General features: G+C 69.3%; 23 protein-coding genes. 11 read left to right on the top strand and 12 right to left on the bottom strand.

From position 1 onward, the window contains the following. Positions 1-6: 6 nt before the first annotated feature. Positions 7-831 (bottom strand): arylamine N-acetyltransferase family protein, encoded by an 825-nt coding sequence (locus ACLARN_RS20735; protein WP_409493084.1) that lies wholly within the window; start codon positions 829-831, stop codon positions 7-9. Between the two features lie 75 nt (positions 832-906). Here ACLARN_RS20735 and ACLARN_RS20730 point away from each other — a divergent pair, with 75 nt between their 5' ends. Beyond that, a complete protein-coding gene (locus ACLARN_RS20730; protein ID WP_409493083.1) occupies positions 907-1,500 on the top strand; it encodes a TetR/AcrR family transcriptional regulator in 594 nt (197 codons plus the stop codon). 13 nt (positions 1,501-1,513) lie between these two features. Here ACLARN_RS20730 and ACLARN_RS20725 read toward each other — a convergent pair whose 3' ends face one another. Continuing rightward, entirely contained in the window at positions 1,514-2,566 is a 1,053-nt protein-coding gene (locus ACLARN_RS20725) for a hypothetical protein (RefSeq protein WP_409493082.1), read from the bottom strand. A gap of 105 nt (positions 2,567-2,671) precedes the next feature. After that, positions 2,672-3,628: a zinc-binding dehydrogenase gene (locus ACLARN_RS20720; RefSeq protein ID WP_409493081.1), complete on the bottom strand. Its 957-nt coding sequence runs from the start codon at positions 3,626-3,628 to the stop codon at positions 2,672-2,674. Between the two features lie 77 nt (positions 3,629-3,705). Here ACLARN_RS20720 and ACLARN_RS20715 point away from each other — a divergent pair, with 77 nt between their 5' ends. Beyond that, entirely contained in the window at positions 3,706-4,341 is a 636-nt protein-coding gene (locus tag ACLARN_RS20715; RefSeq protein WP_409493080.1) for a TetR/AcrR family transcriptional regulator, read from the top strand. Position 4,342: 1 nt separating this feature from the next. On the opposite strand, the gene ACLARN_RS20710 is transcribed toward ACLARN_RS20715, so the two are convergent. Then, a complete protein-coding gene (locus ACLARN_RS20710; RefSeq protein WP_409493079.1) occupies positions 4,343-4,990 on the bottom strand; it encodes a TetR/AcrR family transcriptional regulator in 648 nt (215 codons plus the stop codon). A gap of 62 nt (positions 4,991-5,052) precedes the next feature. Here ACLARN_RS20710 and ACLARN_RS20705 point away from each other — a divergent pair, with 62 nt between their 5' ends. Further along, positions 5,053-5,415, top strand: a complete 363-nt coding sequence (locus tag ACLARN_RS20705; protein ID WP_409493078.1) for a nitroreductase family deazaflavin-dependent oxidoreductase — start codon at positions 5,053-5,055, stop codon at positions 5,413-5,415. A gap of 90 nt (positions 5,416-5,505) precedes the next feature. After that, positions 5,506-6,675 (top strand): serine hydrolase domain-containing protein, encoded by a 1,170-nt coding sequence (locus ACLARN_RS20700; RefSeq protein ID WP_409493077.1) that lies wholly within the window; start codon positions 5,506-5,508, stop codon positions 6,673-6,675. Between the two features lie 100 nt (positions 6,676-6,775). Here the strand turns inward: ACLARN_RS20700 and ACLARN_RS20695 are convergent, their stop codons facing one another. Beyond that, complete coding sequence (locus ACLARN_RS20695; protein WP_409493076.1) at positions 6,776-7,690, bottom strand: LysR family transcriptional regulator; 915 nt, start codon at positions 7,688-7,690, stop codon at positions 6,776-6,778. Between the two features lie 72 nt (positions 7,691-7,762). On the opposite strand from ACLARN_RS20695, the gene ACLARN_RS20690 reads away from it, so the two are divergent. After that, positions 7,763-8,746 (top strand): DMT family transporter, encoded by a 984-nt coding sequence (locus tag ACLARN_RS20690; RefSeq protein ID WP_409493075.1) that lies wholly within the window; start codon positions 7,763-7,765, stop codon positions 8,744-8,746. On the opposite strand, the gene ACLARN_RS20685 is transcribed toward ACLARN_RS20690, so the two are convergent. Both ACLARN_RS20685 and ACLARN_RS20680 read right to left on the bottom strand, forming a co-directional pair. Next, positions 8,660-9,139: a universal stress protein gene (locus ACLARN_RS20685; protein ID WP_409493074.1), complete on the bottom strand. Its 480-nt coding sequence runs from the start codon at positions 9,137-9,139 to the stop codon at positions 8,660-8,662. The genes ACLARN_RS20690 and ACLARN_RS20685 overlap by 87 nt on opposite strands. Then, positions 9,136-10,713: an MDR family MFS transporter gene (locus ACLARN_RS20680; protein ID WP_409493073.1), complete on the bottom strand. Its 1,578-nt coding sequence runs from the start codon at positions 10,711-10,713 to the stop codon at positions 9,136-9,138. Before ACLARN_RS20680 ends, ACLARN_RS20685 begins: the two co-directional genes overlap by 4 nt. A gap of 87 nt (positions 10,714-10,800) precedes the next feature. Here ACLARN_RS20680 and ACLARN_RS20675 point away from each other — a divergent pair, with 87 nt between their 5' ends. Further along, the gene (locus ACLARN_RS20675) at positions 10,801-11,382 is read left to right on the top strand and encodes a TetR/AcrR family transcriptional regulator (RefSeq protein ID WP_409493072.1); all 582 of its coding nucleotides are present in this window, start codon (positions 10,801-10,803) and stop codon (positions 11,380-11,382) included. On the opposite strand, the gene ACLARN_RS20670 is transcribed toward ACLARN_RS20675, so the two are convergent. The 3 genes from ACLARN_RS20670 to ACLARN_RS20660 all read right to left on the bottom strand — a co-directional run bounded on the left by ACLARN_RS20670 (position 11,370) and on the right by ACLARN_RS20660 (position 13,443). Beyond that, positions 11,370-11,780, bottom strand: a complete 411-nt coding sequence (locus ACLARN_RS20670; RefSeq protein WP_409493071.1) for a LysR substrate-binding domain-containing protein — start codon at positions 11,778-11,780, stop codon at positions 11,370-11,372. The two genes, ACLARN_RS20675 and ACLARN_RS20670, sit on opposite strands and share 13 nt — an antisense overlap. Positions 11,781-11,879: 99 nt before the next feature. Further along, positions 11,880-12,545: a helix-turn-helix transcriptional regulator gene (locus ACLARN_RS20665; RefSeq protein WP_409493070.1), complete on the bottom strand. Its 666-nt coding sequence runs from the start codon at positions 12,543-12,545 to the stop codon at positions 11,880-11,882. Between the two features lie 250 nt (positions 12,546-12,795). After that, positions 12,796-13,443 carry a TetR/AcrR family transcriptional regulator gene (locus ACLARN_RS20660; protein WP_409493069.1) on the bottom strand — a complete coding sequence of 216 codons (648 nt, stop codon included), beginning with the start codon at positions 13,441-13,443 and terminating at the stop codon, positions 12,796-12,798. Between the two features lie 173 nt (positions 13,444-13,616). On the opposite strand from ACLARN_RS20660, the gene ACLARN_RS20655 reads away from it, so the two are divergent. Beyond that, on the top strand, positions 13,617-15,062 hold the full coding sequence (locus ACLARN_RS20655; protein WP_409493068.1) for an amidase: 1,446 nt from the start codon (positions 13,617-13,619) through the stop codon (positions 15,060-15,062). A gap of 91 nt (positions 15,063-15,153) precedes the next feature. On the opposite strand, the gene ACLARN_RS20650 is transcribed toward ACLARN_RS20655, so the two are convergent. Beyond that, positions 15,154-17,388, bottom strand: a complete 2,235-nt coding sequence (locus ACLARN_RS20650) for an ATP-binding protein (protein WP_409493067.1) — start codon at positions 17,386-17,388, stop codon at positions 15,154-15,156. 114 nt (positions 17,389-17,502) lie between these two features. On the opposite strand from ACLARN_RS20650, the gene ACLARN_RS20645 reads away from it, so the two are divergent. Continuing rightward, on the top strand, positions 17,503-18,135 hold the full coding sequence (locus ACLARN_RS20645; protein ID WP_409493066.1) for a response regulator transcription factor: 633 nt from the start codon (positions 17,503-17,505) through the stop codon (positions 18,133-18,135). Between the two features lie 9 nt (positions 18,136-18,144). On the opposite strand, the gene ACLARN_RS20640 is transcribed toward ACLARN_RS20645, so the two are convergent. Next, entirely contained in the window at positions 18,145-18,714 is a 570-nt protein-coding gene (locus tag ACLARN_RS20640) for a response regulator transcription factor (protein WP_409493160.1), read from the bottom strand. Positions 18,715-19,088: 374 nt separating this feature from the next. Here ACLARN_RS20640 and ACLARN_RS20635 point away from each other — a divergent pair, with 374 nt between their 5' ends. From ACLARN_RS20635 to ACLARN_RS20625, 3 genes are all read left to right on the top strand, one after another. After that, the gene (locus ACLARN_RS20635; protein ID WP_409493065.1) at positions 19,089-19,511 is read left to right on the top strand and encodes a hypothetical protein; all 423 of its coding nucleotides are present in this window, start codon (positions 19,089-19,091) and stop codon (positions 19,509-19,511) included. A gap of 130 nt (positions 19,512-19,641) precedes the next feature. Beyond that, complete coding sequence (locus ACLARN_RS20630; protein ID WP_409493064.1) at positions 19,642-20,160, top strand: toxin-antitoxin system HicB family antitoxin; 519 nt, start codon at positions 19,642-19,644, stop codon at positions 20,158-20,160. 52 nt (positions 20,161-20,212) lie between these two features. Beyond that, positions 20,213-21,058, top strand: coding sequence for a DUF4097 family beta strand repeat-containing protein (locus tag ACLARN_RS20625; protein ID WP_409493063.1), 846 nt, complete (start codon positions 20,213-20,215; stop codon positions 21,056-21,058). Positions 21,059-21,061: the final 3 nt, after the last annotated feature.

Raw genomic sequence — 21,061 nt, 5'->3', positions numbered from 1 at the left:
CGACGCTCACGTCCGCGCGACCCTGGCCTGGATGGCCAGCCAGGTTTCGTGCTGCTCCTCCGTTTTTTCCCAGAGCGCCGCCAGTTCGTCGGCGCCGATGTCTTCCAGCGGGACGCGGAATTCCGTCAGCGCCTCGGCGAACTCGTCGAGAGTGGACAGTGTGCGGCGATCGGTGCCGTCGCGGGTGACCGTGCGCGCGCGAAGGGCCAGCTCTTGACCGTAGCGATGGTGTTGCGCCACAAGCACTCTGTTGAGCGGGGAGGCCGGATCCCTGAGCAGGGCCCGTTCGGCGAATTCGGCGAGTTCGCGGGGCTTGGTGCGGAAGTCGCAGGAGGAAATCGTGCCGTTCGGATGGTGGTGCACCCGCCAGGTGCCTGCGTCGAGGCGTTCCATCCGGTAGGGCAGTTTTCCTTGCCAGTGCGTGCCTTCCCGTAACGGCAGCGGTTCGAGGAACGCGTCCCCGATGCCGGTGTCGGCGAGCCAGGACTCGCCGTCGACGTCGACCAGCAGGGCGATGTGGTTGCCCCATTGACCATCGCCGCGGGTCGCGCGCAGCACCGCGGCCTCCACGATCGTCACCGTGAAACCGGCCGCCCGAAGCAGGAGGGTGAGTGCGCCGTTCATTTCGTAGCAGAGCCCGCCGCGGCCGCGACGCGTGAACTTGTCGAGCAGCGCGTCCGGGGTGAGCAGGATCGGCCTGCCGAGCTGGATGTCGAGGTTCTCGTAGGGGACCCGCAGCCGCCACGCCCGATGCAGGTTTCGCAGCGTGGCCAGATCCGGCCGGACGGGCTCGCGGTACTCCACCCGGGCGAGGAACGCGTCGAGCGTCATGGTGCCTCCATTTAATAGAGTGACTCTAAAATTAGAGTAGCTGTAATTGTGGTGCGGATCCAGTACGCTGAGCCCATGACCGAACCGGTGGGCTTGCGGGAACGGAAGAAGTGGCGCACCAGGAAGGCGTTGATCGAGACGGCGTACCGGCTCTTCGAGCAGCAGGGTTACGACCGGACGACCACCGCCGAGATCGCCGCGGCCGCCGAGGTGTCCACCGCGACGTTCTTCAATCACTTCGCGACGAAGGAAGACCTCCTCCTCACCGACGACGGCGAGCACATCCTGCGCGCCGGGCTCGACGTGCTCGCGGCGCGCGAGGACGGCGAGGCGGTGGCGGGGCTTCTGCGGCGCGCGATGCACAGGATGCTGGCCGAGGCGGGGGCCGGGATCCGCGACCCGGCGGCCGAGCCGGAGCGAATCCGCCTGGAGCTGATCACGTCGGTGCCGTCCTTGCGCGCGACGGCACTACAGCGGGCGTTCGACGCTCAGCAGCGGCTTTCGGCCGCGCTGTGCCAGGCCTGCGACGGCGAACTGGACGAGATCGACGCCGCGGCGCTCGTCGGCGCCGTCACCGGTGCCGTCTTCGCCGCCGCTCAAACGGCCGTGCGCAAGGGGATTCCACTCGACGACGCGATGCGGCGATCGATCGATCTCGTGACGGCCTGACGAACCGTCGTCTTCACGAGCGGTGCCAGGCGATCCCGCGATAAGTTGAGCTGTCCGGGGCATAGCCGTAGCCGATGATGACGGCGCCGCTCGCGTTGATGTGCTGGGCCACGATCGCGTTGAGGCCGCGAGGAGACGGGAGCGGGAACGGTGTCGCGTCGACGTCCCAGCGGACGGGCCGCACGGTTCCGTGGCTCACGGACTCGCCGACGACCGTCCCCGCGTCATCGATGTCGAAACACGTACTGGCGACGTCCGAGGGCAGCGGCCGGAGCACGGTCGGCCGCCCGTCGCGATCCCACCGCGCGCAGGTGTCGCGCCGGTCCGGGGTCACGCCCCAGCCGATGGCGACACCCTGTCCGGTGATCCGGACGACCTGCCCCGCGGTGAACTCCGGTTCGCCGGTCAGCAGAGTGGTTCCCCGGTCGCGGTCCCATACGACGCCGTCGCCGAGGATGGCGCCGGAGTCGGTGATACCGCAGGCGGTCGCGCGGCGGGGCGGCGGCAGTTTGCAGATCCGCCCCGAGGGGGTCCAGCGCACGGCGGTCCGCGCACCCGTGCCGTCCTTGGCGGAGCCGACGACCTCGTCCAGCCCGTTCAGATCGTGCCCCTGGGTCTCGCCATCGCCGGGCAGGGTGTCGAGTTCCACCGCTTCGCCGCCGGGTTCCCAGCGCAACGCCCGCCAGCGGTAGCCCGGCCGCATCGCGTTCCCCAGTATCGACCCGCGTTCGTTCACCCGGCTCGCCGTGCCGGAGAGCATGCCGGTGGGGAGTTCGAGCACGTGCACCCGGCCGTCGGGTTTCCAGCACACGGGCCGGAGACTTTCGCCGGTGTAGAGCGTGCCGGCGATGACACCCGCGGAGTTGCCGCTGACGGCACGGCCGCCGGAATAGCCGTCGACGATCGGCAAGGGAGTGGGGCGGCCTTCACGATCCCAGCGCACCGGCCGCGACCCCGACTCGCCCATGATCACCCCGGCGTCGTTCACGCAGTAGGCGCTCGTGCCCTCACCGCCGGCGAGCGGCCGTAGGTCGACCGCGGTGAAGCCAGGCATCGGATCGGGCACGAGAGCGCAGCCTAGTGCGAGGATCGCTTGCGGCGGGGAAAGTTGCACTGACCGGGTGAAGCAGTGTCCTCATCGGAGCCGGACGCCCGCTCCACAAAGGACCCGCTACGGAGTCAGCACGATCCGGCCGACCACCTCGCCGTCGTCCATCTTCCGGTGCGCCAGCACGGCTTTCTCCAGTGGCAGCAGTTCATGGACCACCGCGCGCAGTTCGCCGCGGGCCGCGGCGGAGAACTGCGCCGCCACCACCGTCCGTCGATCGGCTTCGGGCACCGAGTCCGCGCTGAAGGCCGCGAACGACAGGGACTTCCGGAACGACGCCATCACCTTCGCGCTGAAGTCCACCGGTGGCATGCCCGCGACCACGCCGACGGTCACCATGCGGCCGTTCGGAGTGAGTTTGTCGAAGAAGGACGGCAGGTCCGCACCGGCGACGACGTCGATGACGACGTCGTATCCCGCGGGACCGTCGCCGTCTCCGGAGCGGTCGAGTACGTGGGTCGCGCCCAGTGCGCGCAGCCGGTCGCCGCGTTCGGCGGACGACGTCGTGACCGCCACGGCGCTCGCGCCACCGGCCGCCGCGAGCTGCACCGTCATGATCCCGATGCTGCCCGCCGCCCCGCGCACCAGCACCGACTCGCCGGGAGCGAAGTGGGCATGGGCGAGGGCGAAATGGGCCACCATGCCGGAAGTCCCGATGGCCACCGCGTCGGCGGTGGACAGGTTTTCGGGGAGGGGCACGATCTTCTCGGCGGAGGCGGTCGTCCGCTCGACGTAGCCGCCGCTCTCACCGGTGAACGCCCAGACACGCCGCCCGGTCCAGGCCGGGTCGACGCCGTCGCCGACCGACGTGACGGTGCCCGCCACCTCATTGCCGGGAATATGTCCTTCCTGGAAACCGAAGCCGGCGAGCGCGCCGCTCCGGATCACGGTGTCGACACCGCCGACGCCGATCGCTTCGACGTCGATCAGCACTTCGCCCGCGGCGGGAACGGGGGCGGGAAGGTCGATGACCGCCAGGCCTTCTGGTGCACCGAACTTCCGGATCTCAACTGCTCGCATTTCGTCTCCCTTGTCGTTGATCTTCGGCCAGGCGGACGCTAACGGACGCCCCCGTCCGTTTCGCTAAAGTGAGAGTGGTGACCAGTCGTTTGTCTCGGATCCCGCGCTCCGACGCCCTAGACAACCGCGAACGCATCCTCGAAGCGGCTCGCGCGCTGTTCGCCACCGAAGGCCTGAACGTGCCGCTGAGGGAGGTCGCGCGGCGTGCCGATGTCGGCCCCGCCACCCTGTACCGGCACTTCCCGACCAAGGAGATCCTGGCGACGGAGGCCTTCGCCGACCAGATGCGGGTGTGCCACGACGTCGTCGACGAGGGGCTCGCCGACCCGGATCCCTGGCATGGCTTCTGTTCCGTGATCGAGAGAATCTGCGAGCTGCACTCACGCGATCGGGGTTTCACCGCGGCCTTCGTGTCGACCTTCCCCAGGGCGGTGGATTTCACCGCGGACCGCGACTACGCGCTCAAGGCGATCGCCGAACTGGCGGGCCGGGCCAAGGACGCCGGGAAACTGCGCTCCGACTTCGTCCTCGACGACCTGGTCCTCATGCTCATGGCCAACAACGGGATCCAAGCCAGTTCGCCCGCCGCGCAGGTCGCCGCGTCCCGGCGGTTCGCCGCGTTCGTGATCCAGGCTTTCCAAGCCGCGCCGGAACAAGCGCCGTTGCCACCGGTGGCCCGGCTGGCGCTGGTGATGCCGGGTATGACGCTTTGAGTCACTTCCGGCGGGCTTCGAGGCCGTCCAGGATGAGGTCGAGGCCGTAGGCGAATTCGCTCGTGTGGTCGTAGCCCGGCCGCAGGGCGTGGTCTGCGATCACCTCGGTGAGATAAGGGAATTCGTCCGGTGGCAGGTGTTCGAGGAGATCGCCCGCCACCTGTTCGACGTCCTTCCGGGTGCTCGCCGGGAGGTTCGACTCCTGGAGGACGAACCCGCCGATGTAGCTGTCGATGAGCGAGACGGCGTGCACGGCCATCGGGAGTGAAAAACCCGCTCGCCGCAGGACTCCCAGGACGGCGTCGTGGTGGCGTAGCGTCGCCTTTCCCGGATTACGGCGGGAATCCATGAGCCCCAGAGCCCAGCTGTGCCGCGACAGAACCGTGCGTGCGGACACAGCGCGTGCGCGGATCGCCTCGCGCCAATCGTCGTTTCCCGCGTCGGGCAGCTCGATCGCCGCGAAGACCGCGTCGACGGCGCCGTCGAGGATCGCGTCCTTGTTCGGCACGTGGTGGTACAGGGACATGGCCTCCACGCCGAGGTGCTGCGCCACCCGCCGCATCGTCATCGCCTCCACGCCACCGCGATCCGCGACCTGGATCGCGGCCTGCACTACGCGTTCCCTGGTGAGCGAGCGGCGAGGCGGCATATTGACAACCTTACAGGCGTAAGTCAGCCTTACGAGCGTAAGGCTATCGAGAGGAGAGTTCGATGCCGATGCCGAGATGGTGGGGACACCTCAACAAACGGGTGTTCAACCCCCGTGCGATCGCGGGAGGGAAGTACCCGGTGCTGATCCACGTCGGCCGCACCTCGGGAACGACCTACCGCACGCCGCTCGACGCGCATCCTGTCGACGGCGGCTACCTGTTCGTCCTGGTGTACGGCCCGGAATCGGACTGGGTGCGGAACGTGCTGGCGGCACGGGGAGCGCGGCTCCGGATCGACGGGAAGGAGGTGGAACTCGCCGCCCCGCGGCTCGTCGGAGAGGACGACCTGCCCAGTACCGTGACCCGTCCGCCGAAGCTGCTCCGCATCACCGGATTCCTCCGGATGGATCTCGTCCCAGGGTGAACCCTGAGCCTGGCTAATACCTTGGAGGTAGCTGGGTGTGGTCCTTGAAGCCGATGCCAGTGGGTAGCGATGCTTCGTAGTTTTGCCGATATGAAACGAACTTCAGCGGTCATCGCCGTATTTTGCGCGGCTACGCTCGTTTCCCCGACGGTCGCGTCCGCGACGCCACAAGCGCAAGACCCGGTGCGGCGAACTCTTCAGCGTGACGCCGACGCGCTCGTGGCGGGAGGTTCGCCGGGAGTTCTCGTGGAGCTGAGCACGGCCAAGGGCAGCGTCAAGGTGCGCAGCGGCCATGGCGATCTGCGGGCCAAGACCCCGGTACCGTGGAACGGGCACTTCCGGATCGCCAGCTTCAGCAAGACCTTCCTGTCGGCGACGATGCTCCAGCTTGTCGGCGAGGGCAGGCTTTCCTTGGAGGACAAGGTGGACCGGTGGTTGCCCGGCGTGGTGAGCGGCAACGGCAACGACGGCCGCACGATCACCGTCCGGCAGTTGTTGCAGCACACCAGCGGCCTGCACGACTACATGGCGGAGCTCGATATCTTCACCGAGGAAGGCTTTCTGCGCCATCGCTTCGACAAGCTCAGCGCGTCCGAGGCGGTGAAGCTGGCGGTCGGGAAGGCGCCGGAGTTCGCGCCGGGGACGAGCTGGGGTTACTCCAACACCAACTACGTCCTCGCCGGGATGGTGACCGAGAAGGTGACCGGCAGGGACTGGCAGAAGGAGATCACCGAGCGGATCATCCGCCCGCTGGGCCTGCGGGAAACCTCACTGCCCTACACGTCGCCGTTCATCCCCGCCCCGCACGCCCGGGGCTACGACCGGTTCGTCGTGGACGGCTCGAACCCGCCTCAGCTCGGACGGCGCGTGGACGTCACGCTGATGAATCCGTCGGCGGGCGGGGGTGCGGACGGTTCGATCAACAGCACCACCGAGGACGGCAACAAATTCCTCCAGGCGCTGTTGGGTGGCAAGGTGCTGGCCCCCGCGTTGCTGGCTGAAATGAAGAAGACCGTGCCCGCGCCGGGCCTCGGGGCGTACGGACTGGGTCTCACGCGGCAGAGCAGCTCGTGCGGCGACTACTGGGGCCACGGCGGTGCGCTGCCCGGCTACCTGACGGGCAACGGCGTCACCGAGGACGGCAAGCGCAGCGTGATGGTGTCGCTGAACACCCGTACGCCGTACAACCCCGGCGCCGAACTGCCGGAGGGGAACCCAATGGACCCGGTGATCGACCACGCCCTCTGCGGTCGCGGCTGAGGCCCAAGTACATGAAGGACCCCTTCCTGTACCTAGGCGCAAGGAAGGGGGCCTTCATGTACTTCAGGCGGACAAGGGCGGCACCGGAAACGGTGACCGCTCAGCCACCCCAGGCGCGAGCGGACTCGACCATCGCCGTGACGCATTCGGCGACGGCGGGCCGGGTTTCGCCCTGAGGCTGTACGGCGTAGAGCTGCCGGTGCAGGGCGGGTTCGAGCGCGGTGCACACCACGGTCGGCGGCGCGATGGTGGTGGCCATGCTCGGCACCAGCGTGACAGCGCCGAGCCCGGCGACGACGGCGAACTGGGTGCCGAAGCCGCTGACCGTGTGCCGCACCGTCGGTTCGATGCCGCGCTCGCGCAGGGTCTGGCGGAGCCAGGTGTTCGCCAGGGTTGGCCGCGCCCAGGCGACCCAGATCTCGTCCGCCAGGTCTTCGGCGGGCACCGAGTCCGCGCCGGCCAGCGGGTGCCCGGCCGGGAGCACGATCATCGCCGAGTCGTCGCGCAGGACGGTCCAGCGAGTCTTGGGCGGCCGGGTGAGCGGCAGGTTCTCCCAGCTCTCGACGACCACGACGTCGAAGACGCCGTCGGCGAGCGCGGGCAGGGCCTCTTCCGGTTCGACCTCGTGCAGCCGGGCTTCGATACCGGGGTGGCGGACGGCGAGGCCGGTGAGCGCGGGGGTGATGAACGTGTGCACCCCGGACGGGATGGCGCCGATCTCGACGACGCCGGTCATCTCGCCGGTGAGGGAGTCCAGATCGGCGCGCGCCGCCCGGAGTTCGGCGAGGACCCGGTCCGAACGTTGCGCGAGCAGTAGTCCCGCCGGGGTCAGCCGGACGCCGCGACCGTGCCGCACGAGGAGTTCGGTGCCCGCTTCCCGTTCCAGTTTGGTCAGCTGCTGGGAGATCGCCGACGGCGTCACGTGCAGCAGTTCGGCCGCCGCGGCGAGCGATCCCCGCCGCCACACCGCGTGCAGCATCCGCAGCCGCTCCACATTGGACAGTTCGCCACTCATTAGCCGAGCTTAACCGTCGTGGTAAGAGGATCTCGCTGGTCCTCCCCGTCGCCGTACGGTCGAATCGAACCCATGGCCCACCACGGAATTCTCGCCGGTCCTCGCGCGCAGGGAGTGCTCGGCGCCCTCGCGATCGCCCTGTCCGCCCCGCTCGTCGCGCTGTCCGGCGTGAGCTCGACGACGGCGACGTTCTTCCGCTGTCTGTTCGCGTTGCCGATCCTCGTCGTGCTGGCGCGGACGCGGGAACGAGGACACCGCCCGAGCCTGGTCGCGCGCGGACGGCACATCCTGGCAGGCGTCCTGCTCGGGATCGACATGGTGCTGTGGAGCGAAGCGATCCTGTCCGTCGGCGCGGGTGTCGCCACGGCGCTGGTCAACGTCCAGGTCGTGCTGGTCCCGCTGGCCGGACTGCTGTGGTTCGGGGAACGGCCGTCGCGGCTCTTCTGGCTGTCGATCCCGCTCATGCTGGCGGGGACGGCCTTGGCGGGCGGACTGGCGGACGGCGGGGCCGCGGGCAGCGATCCCTGGTACGGCACCGTCATGGCGGTGCTGGCGGGGGTCGCCTACGCCGGTTACCTCATTCTGTTGCGCCGCGCCGGAACCGAGGGCGGCGGCCGCACGACGATGCTCGCGACGGCGACCGCGGCCTCCGCGAGTGTGGGCGGCCTGTCCGGGCTGGTGGCGGGAAACCTCGACGTCACGCCGACGGCTTCGGCGCTGCTGTGGCTGCTCGTACTGGCCGTGACCGGGCAGGTGATCGGCTGGCTGCTGATCGGCAAGGCCCTGTCCGCGCTCCCGGCGAGCGGCGGATCCGCCGTGCTCATGCTGCAACCCGCCGCCGCGATCCTCTTCGGGGCCGCCCTGCTCGGTCAGTGGCCGACCCCGGTGCAGCTGGCGGGATGCGCGCTCGTCGTCGTGGTGGCCGGGGCCGTTTCGTTCCTGGGCGGCAGGCCGTCACGGAGCTGGTCTTCAGGGAACGACGAGCACCGGCCAGTGCCCGGTCTTGATGAGCTTCGTCGCGACCGACCCCGCGAACCGGTGTCCCGCCTTCTGTGACGCGCCGACCACCACCGTGTCGACCTGGCTGCGGTCGGCGGTGTCGCGGAGCGCGGTGTACGGATCGCCGTAGGTCTTCAGGAAACTGACCGGCACTTCCAGTTCGTCGGCCGCCTCCCGGATCTGCTCGCGAAGTTCGGCGTACAGCTGAAGTGTCGTGTCGTGCTCCACAGTCGTCGCGACCGCCGGCCCGAGGTTCGTCAGTGCGGTGCGGGATACGACGAAGGCGACGATCAGCCTGCCGCCTTCGCGTCGTGCCATTCCGAAGGCGAAGGCGGCCGCCCGCATCGCCGTGTCGGAGCCGTCGACCCCGGCCAGGATGGCCCGCCCCGAATTCCTCCGGGGCGGGCCGAAACGCTCCACAGTGGACTCGAAAGCCCCAGGTGTGCTCATCCCGCGACCGGGTCGGACGCCGGGGTTTCCGTCTTCGTCTCCACGTCGAGGGTGGTGCGCAGGGTGAGCGGTTTGAGCAGCAGTGCCGCGATCACGCCCACGACGCCCACCGCCGCGGAGATCAGGAAGATGTGCGCGGTCGCGTCGCCGTACACGGTGTGCACGATCGTCTGCACCTCCGGCGGCAGCGCCTTGAGGTTCAGCGCGCTGACGCTTCCCGTCGACGCCTGGCCCGCCGGCACGTGCAGTGCGGTGGACAGGTCGGCGGTGACGCGGTTCGCGAGCACCGCGCCCAGCACCGAGACCCCGATGGTGCCGCCGAGCGACCGGAAGAACGTGACCGAAGCGCTCGCCGCGCCCAGATCCCGCAACGGCACGGTGTTCTGCACGGCCAGCACGAGGTTCTGCATCGTCATACCGACGCCGATGCCGACGATCGCCATCGCGATGCCGACCAGCCACAGCGGCGACGCGTGGTCGACGGTGCCCAGTCCGAGGAAACCGATCACCAGGGTGATGGTGCCCGCCACGATGTACGGCTTGATCCGGCCGGTGCGGCTGATCAGCCGCCCGGACACGGTCGAGGAAACGAGCACACCCGCCATCAGCGGGATGGTCAGCAGACCGGCCTCGGTGGGGGAGTAGCCGCGCCCGACCTGGAAGTACTGGCCGAGGAACACCGCGCCGCCGAACATCGCCATGCCGACCGCGAGGCTCGCGACGATCGCCAGCGCGGGGGTGCGCTGGGTGATGATGTGCAGTGGGACGACGGGTTCGCGGACCTTCCGTTCCACCATCAGCGCGAGCGCGAGGAGCACGACGCCACCCGCCACCATGACGGCCGTCTGCCACGACAGCCAGTCGAAGGTGTTGCCGACGAACGAGACCCAGATCAGCAGGACACTCACGCCCGCCGCGATGAGACCGGCGCCGAGGTAGTCGACCTTGACGTTCTCGCGGCGCACGGTTTCGAGCTTCAGGGTCCGCTGCAACACGATGAAGGCCGCCACCGCGATCGGCACGCCGACGAAGAAGCACCAGCGCCAGCCCAGCCACGGCACGTCCACGATCAGGCCGCCGAGCAGGGGACCGCCGACCGTCGCGACCGCCATGACGGCGCCGAGGTAGCCGTTGTAACGGCCGCGTTCACGCGGCGGGATGATCGCCGCGATCACGACCTGGACCAGCGCCTGCAAGCCGCCGACGCCGATGCCCTGGAACGCGCGGGCGGCGATCAGCTGTCCGGTGTTCTGGCTGAACCCGCTGATCATCGACCCGATCACGAAGATCACGATCGCGATCTGGACCAGCGTCTTCTTGTTGAACAGGTCGGCGAGCTTGCCCCAGATCGGGGTGGTGGCCGTCGCCGCCAGCAGGGTGGCCGTGACCACCCACGTGTACTGCGTCTGCGAGCCGTTCAGCGAGCCGATGATCAACGGCAGGGCGGTCGACACGACCGTCGAGCTGATCATCGCCACGAGCAGCGCGAGCAGCAGTCCGGACAGCGACTCGAGCACCTGGCGGTGCCCCATCGCGCCGGACGGCGCCGCCACCGTCGTTCCATCGGTCTTCATGGCGTCCCTTCGAGCGTTCCCGGCAATTATTGCCCATTGTGCAAACTTGCACAGTGAGAACTTTATTCCCCTCGCTACGCTGTCCTGGTGGACACCCTCGACACGCTCCGCACCCGCAAGAAGGCGGCGACGCGGCAATCGCTGCACGAGGCCGCGCTTCGGCTGGCGATGGAGCACGGTCTCGACGGCGTGACGGTCGAGGACATCGCCGACGCGGTGGGGGTGTCCCGGCGGACGTTCTCGAACTACTTCGCGAACAAGGAAGACGCGATCCTGCACGCCGACCGTGAGCGGACCGGGCTGCTGGTGTCGCTGGTCGAAGGCAGGCCGCCGGGTGAGAAACCGTGGCAGGCGCTGCGCGCGGCGTGCCGGGAGCTGTACCGGGCGCATCCCGTCCCCGATCGCGAATGGGTGGCGCAGCTACGGCTGCTGCGGCGGCATCCGTCGCTGCTCGCGCGGCAGGCAGGCGACCAGATCGCGCTCGAACGTGACCTGATCGCGGTGCTGCTCGCCCGGGGCCACGGCCTCGATCAGGAGCTGGCCAGGCTCACCGCGGCGACCTTCCTCGCCACCTTGCGGACCGGGAACGTGCTGTGGCTGGAAGGTCCGGAGGATCAGCCGCTTCCCGACGTCGTGGACCGGGTGCTGAGCCGCGTTCAGCTCCGCTGACCGAGGGCGTAAAGGGACGTCACCACCGTGGTGGCCGCGCGGACGAAGGCGGCGACGGCCGGTGAACGGGAATCCTGCGGCCACATCACGGCGAGTGTCGTGGGCTCCAGATGGTCGACGGGCAGATACGCGATGCCCGGCCTGCGGTAGCGATCCGCCACCGACACGGGCAGGAAACAGACGACGCTGCCCAGTTCGACCAGTTTGAGGATCTGTGTCAGATCCGAGACCGGACCGTAGGGCACCACGGCGGCGGGCGGACCGGTCGAGGGGCCCTGGTCGACATGATGGCCGCCAAGGAAGCGGGCCTCGACAACGCCGAGCCGCGGACCCCGGAGGCAACGACGCCGACGAGCTTCCGTCAGTGGTGCGAGGAGGTGCTCAAGCCGGTCGTACATGGGCAAGCACGGTGACCCCGTTCGCCGAACTCGCGTGCTCGGAGACGTGACTCGCGTGCTTGGAGGCGTGACTCGCGTGCTTGGAGGCGGATCTCGCGTTCAGATCGAGCCGGTGCGCAGTGCGTAGGCGACAGCGTGTGTGCGGTTGTGGAGCCCGTAGCGTGTCATCACCCGATGGAGCACGTTCTTCACTGTGCTTTCGGAGTAGGCGAGCTTGGCCGCGATCTCCTCCGTACCGTGGCCGTCGGCCAGCAGGCGGAGGACTTCCCGTTCCCGGTCGGACAGTCCGGACAGGGCGAGACCGTTGGGCGCCAGCAGATCTTCCTGGATGCGCTCGAGCTGGGAAAGCAGGCTGCCCTGCAAACGGGGCGGCAGGGCGCCGGCTCCCTGGCTGACCGCGAGAATCGTCCGCACCAGGTGCTCGCTGTCGAGGTCGCGTCGTGGCAGCAACGCGGCCATGCCGCATTCGATCGCCGTCATCAGGACCTGGACCGGGAAATGGTCGGTGACGATCACGCACCGGGGTGGCGCCTTGAGCGTCGACGCGGCACGAACCTGGCGCAGGAACGTGAAAACCCCGTCGCCGATCGAATCCCCGACCGTCACGATCACCTCGGCCAGCCCGAGGTCGGTCTCGGACAGTACTTTCAGTCGCTCGTCGGCACCGAGAATGCTCGTCGTGCCGAGTCCTGCCAGTAGATCCGGGGCGTGTACGGCGACCCGGACACGATCGAGTCCTCTGGTGCTCTTCCCTCCGCGGTTCATGATCGAAGCCCCCTCCCGAAGCGTTCGGAAACCCGGAATCGGGCAGGAGGATCGGACGGCTGCCGTCGGTGGCGGCCGATCCCTCTGCCTGTAATTGGCTCTCGCTTTACTTAGAAGCTATAACGTTACAACGTTGTATGTCAACTGCGGAGATCCTGCTTCCCACGGATGACGGCGGCGTCACAGGGCAAGACGCCCGAAGTACGTGAAAGGTTCAGTGCGAACGTGATCGGTCTCGGGAAAAGGCCGGTCACCGCGTCGTGAGGTCGTCCATCTCGTCCGCGATCAGCAGATCGGGGTCGAACTTCATACCGGTGAACTGACCGGCGAGTTCGAGCGACAGCACGCCGTGCAGGCGGGTCCAGAAGGTGAGCGCGCGGTGCAGGGTCGCGGAGGTGGCGGGATGGTCGCCCGCCCACTCGCGGTGGCTGTCCAGATGCTCGTCGAACGGGGTTTCCGGCTTGTCCACGGTGATCCTGTGGCACGCCTCCAGCAGCACCGCCATGACTTCGCGCGAGATGGCGGTGGTGTCGTCGGGCGCGTGATAGCCGGGGACGGGCGTGCCGTAGATGAGGAAGTAGCGCTGAGGGTCGCTCCGTGCCCAGTCCCGGATGGTGACGGCGAGCCCGGACAGATCGGCACCGGAGTCGAACGCCGCACGGACGGTGTCGGCGAGGCTTCGGTAGGCGTCGCGGATGAGCGCGGTGATGAGGTCGTCGCGACTGGCGAAGTACCGGTACAGCGCCGGGCCGCTCATGCCCACCTGTTTGGCGATCGCGTTGAGCGACAGCGCGGGGACCCCGGCGGTGGCGATCTGCTCCCACGCGCGCTGCTTGATCTCCGCGCGCACCTGGTCGCGGTAACGTTCCCGCGGGCTCTGCCCGTCCGCGTTCGTCATCGGCCCTCCCGCCTCCGTCGGCCCGAAGCTTAGTTGCAGCTCCCGGCGATGAGGAATCGAAGGGGCATGATCCGTTGCGCGAACCGCCCTGATCCACTGGAATCGCCGGAAGCCCGGCCGCGGGTGATCGACAATGACGTCGTTGGATCTCTGAGCGGGGGAGGGCGTGCCGGATGGCTGGCGATGATTTCACCTGGCTGGACGCGACGGCGCAGGCGGAACTGGTCCGCCGGGGACAGGTGTCACCGCTGGAGCTGCTGGACGCGGCGATCGCGCGCATCGAAAAGCTCGACGGCGAACTCAACGCCGTGGTCAGTACGCGGTTCGAGCAGGCGCGGCGCGAGGCGGTGACGGCGCGCGGGCAAGGACCGTTCCGTGGCGTGCCGATGCTGCTGAAGGACTTCCTCTGTCACACCGCGGGCGATCCGGTGTACGGCGGCATGCGGGTTCTGCGGGACCGGGATTGGCGGGCGCCGTCGGACTCCTATCTCGCCGCGCGGCTGCGGGACGCGGGTTTCCTGTTCTGCGGCAGGACGAACACGCCGGAACTGGCGACGAGCATCACCACCGAACCCCTCGCACAAGGCGCGACGCGGAACCCATGGGACCTGGCGCGGTCGCCCGGCGGGTCGAGTGGCGGGTCGGCCGCCGCGGTGGCCGCGGGCATGGTCCCCGTCGCCCACGGCAACGACATGGCGGGCTCGATCCGGATCCCCGCGGCCGCCTGCGGGCTGGTCGGGCTGAAGCCGACCCGCGCGCGGACCAGCCTCGGGCCGGAGTTCGGCGAATACTGGGGCCAGGTCACCCACGAACACGTCCTCACCCGGTCGGTCCGGGACACGGCGGCGGTGCTCGACGTCACGGCGGGTGCCGCGCCAGGAGACCCTTACCGCGCACCGCCTCCGGACCGTCCTTATCGGACAGAGGTCGGCGCCGATCCCGGCAGCCTGCGGATCGGATTCCGGATCACCGCGCCGGGCACCTGCGAAACCGCGCACGCCGACTGCGTCGCCGCGGTCGAGCGGACCGCCCGTGTGCTCGAATCTCTTGGCCACCAGGTCACTCCCAGCGCGGCGGCCGCACTGGACGCGCCCGGCATGTTCGACACCATGCCCGCGCTGCTCGCGGCCGTGGTCACCTGGGAACTCGACGCCTGGTCCGAGCGCCTCGGCGAACAGTTGCCCTCGTCCGTCCTGGAACCGATGAACGCGATGCTCGCCGAAGCGGGCCGATCGGTCACCGCCGTGCAGTGGGTCGCCGCCTCTCTCTCGTCGCAGCGATGGGCCCGCGGTGTGGCGGCGCTCTGGGAGGACGAACTGGACGTCCTCCTCACCCCGACCTCGCCCGCGCCGCCCGCCGAACTCGGCGAACTGGCCCCGGACGCGAAGTCCCCCGAGGAACTGGCCGCCGGAATCGCGGTCGGCGCGGCGTTCACGGCGCCGTTCAACATCACCGGACAGCCCGCGATCTCCTTGCCGTTGTGCTGGAACGCCGAGGGACTGCCGATCGGCGTCCAGCTCGTCGCCGCCCAGAACCGGGAGGACGTCCTCATCCGGCTCGCCGCTCAGCTCGAAGAAGCGGCGCCTTGGTCGGATCGGCACCCCAAATCGGTCTCGTGAGTGGGGTGTCGCGAAAGCCACTTTCGGGACGTCTGATGTCCCGAAAGTGGCTTTCGCGACACGGCCACCGGGCGGTCAGGCAGCCGTCCACTTACGAAGAAGGCAGCAGCGCCAGTTCCGCCAGCGCCTGTTTCCGCCTCGCGCTGAACGCCGGCGCGGAGGAGAGTTCGACGGCCAGCGTGAGGCACTCCCTGGCCTCCTCGAAGGCGCCCGCTTCCCGCCACGCCCGCCCTTCGCGAAGCGCGCAGATCGCTTCCATGACGCCGAAGCCGCCTTCCCACGAAAGCCACCGGCTGGTGCGGTAGTAGCCCGCCGCTTCCCGCCATTCGGCGAGATCCGCGAGTACGTCGCCGATGGCACGCAGGGCCAGCGCTCTCAGCATCCGGTAGAGACCGGGGTACGTCTCGTCGGCCAGCCGTTCGGCGTCGGCGAGGACGGCGCGGTGGACGGCGAGCGCTTCGGAATGCCGCCCGGCCGCGAGAAGTGTGTGCCCGTAGACGTTCCGGGCCGAGCTCTGTCCGTCCCAGAACGGCAGTTCGCCCGCCGATTCGTATCCGCGTTCCGCGTATTCGAACGCTTCGGCTTCCCGCCCGACGTAGCGCAGCACCTGGCCGAGGTAGATGGACGCCCACGTTTGCTGGGTGCGGTCGCCGATCCGGGTGGCGATGTCCAGTGCGCGGCGGTGCGCCTCGACGGCACCTTCGTCGTCGTTGAAACAGACACTGCTGGCCCAGCCGACGAAGTTGAGCAGCTTGGCCTCGTCCGCGGCGTTGCCGAGCGCGTTCGCCGCGGCCGCGCCGAGGGAGAAGATCTCCCACCACGGCCGCTGCCCGCTCCGCCCGTCGGAGTACCAGTGCAGCGCGACGGCGAGGCCGCTGACCTCCCGGTGCCAGCCCTTCCGCGCCGCCACTCGCTGCGCGGCGACCCAGTTGTCGCCTTCGACGTCCAGCCAGCGCGCGTTCTCGTCCCGCGAGCCGAAGCGCCCGGACTCCGGTGCCTTGGGATAGAACAGCCGCGCCGCCTCGGCCGCCTTGTCGAGCAGATGGGCGAGCACGGTGTCGCGCGCCGCAGGGTCTTCTTCCGCCTCGAACCGTTCCTCGGCGAACAGGCGGATCAGGTCATGGAACTGGTGGCGTTCCGGCACGGCCGTGGACTGAACGAGACTGGCGTCGAAGAGTTCGTCGAGGTGCTCGCGGACGTCGGCGTCGGAGGCGCCGGACACGACGGCCGCGAGTTCGAGGCCGAAGTCGGCGCCCGGCACGGTCGCCAGCCGCCGGAAGAGCCGCCGTGCCCCCGCCGAAACCCCGCGATAGGACAGGTCGAACGCCGAACGCAGTTGCAGATCGCCCGCCGCGAGCGCGCGCAACCGGGTGCTTTCGTCGCGCAGCCGGTCGGCCAGCTGGGCGAGTGACCACTGCGGCCGGGTGGCGAGCCGGTTGCCCGCGATCCGGACCGCGAGCGGCAGATACCCGCACAGCTCGACGAGTTCCCGCGCGGCGGCGGGCTCCGCGCGGACGCGGTCCTCGCCGACGATCTTGGCGAGCAGACCGGTCGCGCCACCGTCCGAAAGCGGTTCGAGACTCAGCCAGCGGGCGCCTTCGAGCCCGGCGAGCGTGCGGCGGCAGGTGATCAGGGTGAGGCAACCGGGCCCGGTGACCAGCAGCGGCCGGACCTGCGCCTCGTCGGCGGCGTTGTCGAGCAGCAGCAGGATCTTCCGGCCTTCGAGCAGCATCCGCAGCAACGCGGACCGATCACCTTCGGAGGCGGGTACCTGCCCTGGTGCGACGTCCAGCGCGCGCAGCAGCCGGTCGAGCGCGGTTCGGGCGCTCACGGGTTCTTCGTCCATCCCCCGCAGGTCGACGGCGAAGCAGCCATCCGGGTAATCCGTGCGCCACCGGTCCGCCGCCGTCACCGCGAGCGCGGTCTTCCCGACCCCGGCCTGCCCGACGATCGCGACCACGCCGCCACCCTCGGTGATCTTCACGGACAGCTGTTCCAGCTCGCTTTCCCGGCCGGACAGATCCGTGAGGGGCGCGGGCAGCGCGCAGGTCGCCGCGACGTGGGCGGCCAGCGCCGGATTCCGGCGCCGTCCCTGTTTGGCGACGGTCAGGAAGAACTCCCGGTCGCCGCCGGTCAGGCCGAGCGCGTCCGCGAGCACTTCGGCGGAGCGCTGCTGGGCCGCTCGCGCGCGGCCGCGTTCCAGCTCGCGCAGGGCACGGACGCTGAGCCCGGAGGCCTCGGCCAGCCGTTCCTGCGTCCAGCCCGCGGCTCGCCGGTGTTCGAGCAGGAGCTTGCCGAACACCGACCGCTTCTCGTTCTCCTCCACCGGCTCCACCGCGGTCCATTCAACCGGCAGGCTTCCGGTGGCGAAAAGCTGCCCCCTGCTTCCGCTTGTCCCGCCTTCTCCGCAGCCGGTTATCTGGAAGGCATGTCGACGATCATGACGACGCCCCTCCGGCCGGTCGTCCGGACCGAGGAGCGACGGGAGATCCAGGTCGCCGTGTACGCCGGCGACCCGCTCGTTCGAGCGGGCTTGCGCAGCGCGCTCGGTGCCGGCCAAGGCATCGCGCTGCGGGACGACCCGGGATCGGCCGACGTCCTCGTCGCGGTCGCGGGGAACGACCCGCACCGGATCCCGGCCGGGCCCGCCCGGCTGGTGCTGGTCGCCGACGAGCCCAACCAGGCCGAGCTGTGGGCCGCGGTGGAACGCGGGCTCGCCGTCGTCGTCGCGCGTTCCGAGGCGACCCCCGGAAGGCTGCTGCGCGCGGTTTTCGACGCCCACGCCGGTCGAGGCGATCTGCCAGCCGACCAGCTCGGCAGCCTGCTCCGCGGGATTTCGCGGCTGCACAAGGAAGTTCTCGAGCCGCGCGAACTCACGCTCAGCGGACTGTCACCCCGCGAGACCGAAGTGCTCCGGCTGCTCGCGGAGGGCTACGACACCGGTGAGATCGCCCGGCGGGTGGCCTACTCCGACCGGACCGTGAAGAACATCCTCCACGGCCTGCTCAGCCGGTTCGGCCTGCGCAACCGCACACATGTCGTGGCGTACGCGCTCCGTGAGGGCCTCATCTGACGCGCGTTCTCAGATGACCCCCTCGCGTATCGCGTAGGCCACCGCGTGCGACCGGTTCCGCAGGCGCAGCCGGTCGGTGACGGCGTAGATGATGTTCTTCACCGTCCGCTCCGAATAGGACAGTTCGGCGGCGATCTCCTGGGTGTCGAGCCCGTCGGCCATCAGGCGCAGGACGTCGATCTCACGCGAGGAAAGACCGGCACCGGCGGGCTCGCTCGGCTCGAGTATCTCCCGGTGGAGCCGCTCCGCGTGCTCGGTCAGCCTGGCGAGCAGGTCGGACGGCGGGCTCACCCCACCTGACGCGGCGAAACGGACGCTGTCGGCGACCCGGTTGTCGGTCGCCGCCGACCTCGGCAGGATGGCGACCACCCGGCACTCGACCGCGACCGCGAGCCCGCCTTCCTCGATCCGGTCGGTCACCAGCACGATCGGTTTGCCGAGTTCGGCGGTGACGCCACGCAACTCGGTGACCGCGTCGGGCGAAAGCCGGTCGAAGGCGGCGACGACGACCTCGGTTTCGAAGCGCGCCCGGCCGTCGACCACCTGCACCGACGCCCGTGCCTCGAGGAGGTCGGCCATTCCGGCCTTCGTGATGGGGTCGAGCGCGCATACGCTCACCCGGACCGCTCGCCTGCGTACCTCTCTTGCCGGTGGCGGCCGGAAGGGATTCGTGTCCACTGTGGATCCTCGATTGTCAAGAGCCGCCAGGACAGAAAGCCTTGCCCGCTTGCTCCAGCGGGCTTCTTGTACGGTGGTATCGGGTAGCGACCTACTTCGGTGACCCCCACACCGACAGTGGGTCGCTCCCTTTTTTGTGCGGCTCCTGGCATTCTCGTCCGCCGGAAAAGCAGCGGCAACGTATTCGACCGGGTCCTGGTTTCCCCGCCAGCGGAGAATGGCCGAATGGGCACTTCCGTCTCCGCTGTCGTTCGAGAGAAACGGACCCGCAGCGTATGAGTGTTCGCAGGGTTCTCCTTCTCGGCGCGGTCACCGTTGCGTTGCACGGGCGGGGGGCCGCGAAGGTCTACGGCGAACTTCGTGAGAAAGCCAAGGAAGACACCCTTGTCTATCCGGGAACGGACGTGAAGTTCGATTTCCACGACATGACGACACAGCTGTACTTCTCTCTCACCAATCTGGCGGATTGGCGCCATCTCGGCCAAGAGCTGAAGCGTTTCCGGGACGGAGTGGGCGCCGTATCGGCTTCGGCGCGCAAGGCGCCCGAGCCGGTGAATCGCTCGGCGCCGTCGATCTGGTGCGGTGACTGGCGGCTCCCGTCTCCGCACCTGTGCGGGGAAGCGCCGAAGAAGGGGCTCTCGTGCCCGTCGGTGGAGCAACCCCGGTCCTTGTTCCCAATGTCGTCTCTGAGTCGCTGAGCGTCTCGAATGCGACATTGGGGACAACAGGCGCCACCTTCAGGGCCCTGAGCTGCTCAAACGCCACTTTGGCACCATGTGGCGCCAACTGGCACTTGCGGTGGCGCCATCGTGGTGCCATGATGGCATCATGGATTTGACGCCCTTTGTGGACAACGTTCGCCGGGAACTCGCCGTCGCCGCCGAGGCGGGTGGAGCCGAGGCGAGCGCCCTCGCCGAACGACTGACCGCGCCGCTCGCGTCGGCCATCCGTCTCGCGCTGCTGGACGCGTTGTCCGCCGCGTCGGACGAGATCACACGGGACCTCGCGCCCGGTTCGGTCGAGGTCCGGCTGCGTGCCGGGGAAGCCAGTTTCGCCGTCACGGTTCCCACGGTCGAGGCGGCCGGGCCCGTCACGGCTTCGGTGCCGGAGCCCCCGGAGCCGGTGCTGCCGGACGAAGAGGGAGCGACGGCCCGGATCAACTTCCGGCTGCCGGAGCAGCTCAAGGCACGCGTCGAAGAGGCCGCGGCCGCGCAAGGCCGTTCGGTCAACGCGTGGCTCGTGCGTGCCGCGTCCGCCGCACTGCGGCCGTCGGAGCCCGCCGGCCGGGCCGCCCCGGCGAACGGCGGTCATCGCGTCGCGCAGCGCTACACCGGCTGGGTCCAATAGCACTTACCTGACCAGTACAAACACCGATCATCACACCTTTGAGGGGACAACCATGCCTACTTTCGCCACTCCGGAACCCATTCTCGTGGACATCGACCCCGTCGTCGGCGACGTCCGTATCGTCGCCGGGGACCGGGCCGACACGGTCGTGGAGGTCGCTCCGTCCGACAAGAACGACGACTCCGACGTCCAGGCCGCGGCGCGGACCGTCGTCGAGTTCTCCGGCGGCACGCTGTCGGTCCAGGCGCCGAAAATGCGCCTGTTCGACTTCTCCAAGCGGACCAGGTCGATCGACGTGACCATCGAACTGCCCGCCGGCTCGCGGTTGCAGGGGAAGACCGGTCTCGGCGACCTCCGGGTGACCGGGCGGCTCGGCGACTGCCGCTTCAAGTCCGGCGCCGGGAGCGTCCAGCTCGACCACGTCGGCGAGCTGAACCTGAACACCGCGGCCGGGAACATCATCGTCGACCACGTCGAAGGCAACGCCGAGATCAGCACGAGCTCCGGCCGGGTGCACATCGGTGCGATCACGGGCACCGGCGTGGTCAAGAACTCCAACGGCGCCACCACGATCGGGACGGTGGGCGACGCGCTCCGCGTCCGCGCGGCCAACGGCGACATCACCGTCGACCAGGCCGAGGACGGGGTGGAAGCCAAGACCGCCAACGGTTCGGTCCGTGTGCTCGACGCCGCGAGGGGCACGCTCACCCTCGAGACCGCCATGGGCGACATCGAGGTCGGCATCCGTCAGGGCACCGCGGCCTGGCTCGACGTGAACACCACCTTCGGCCGCGTCGTCAACGACATGGACTCCGCCGCCGAACCCGGCGCCACGACCGACAAGCTCGAAGTGCGCGCCAGCACCTCCCTCGGCGACATCACCGTCCACCGTTCCTGACTC

The organism is Amycolatopsis sp. cmx-11-12, assembly GCF_046269425.1.
Classification (GTDB): Bacteria; Actinomycetota; Actinomycetes; order Mycobacteriales; family Pseudonocardiaceae; genus Amycolatopsis.
Note: the sequence above shows the minus strand (reverse complement) of the source record. Positions and strands in the feature narration are given on the sequence as shown.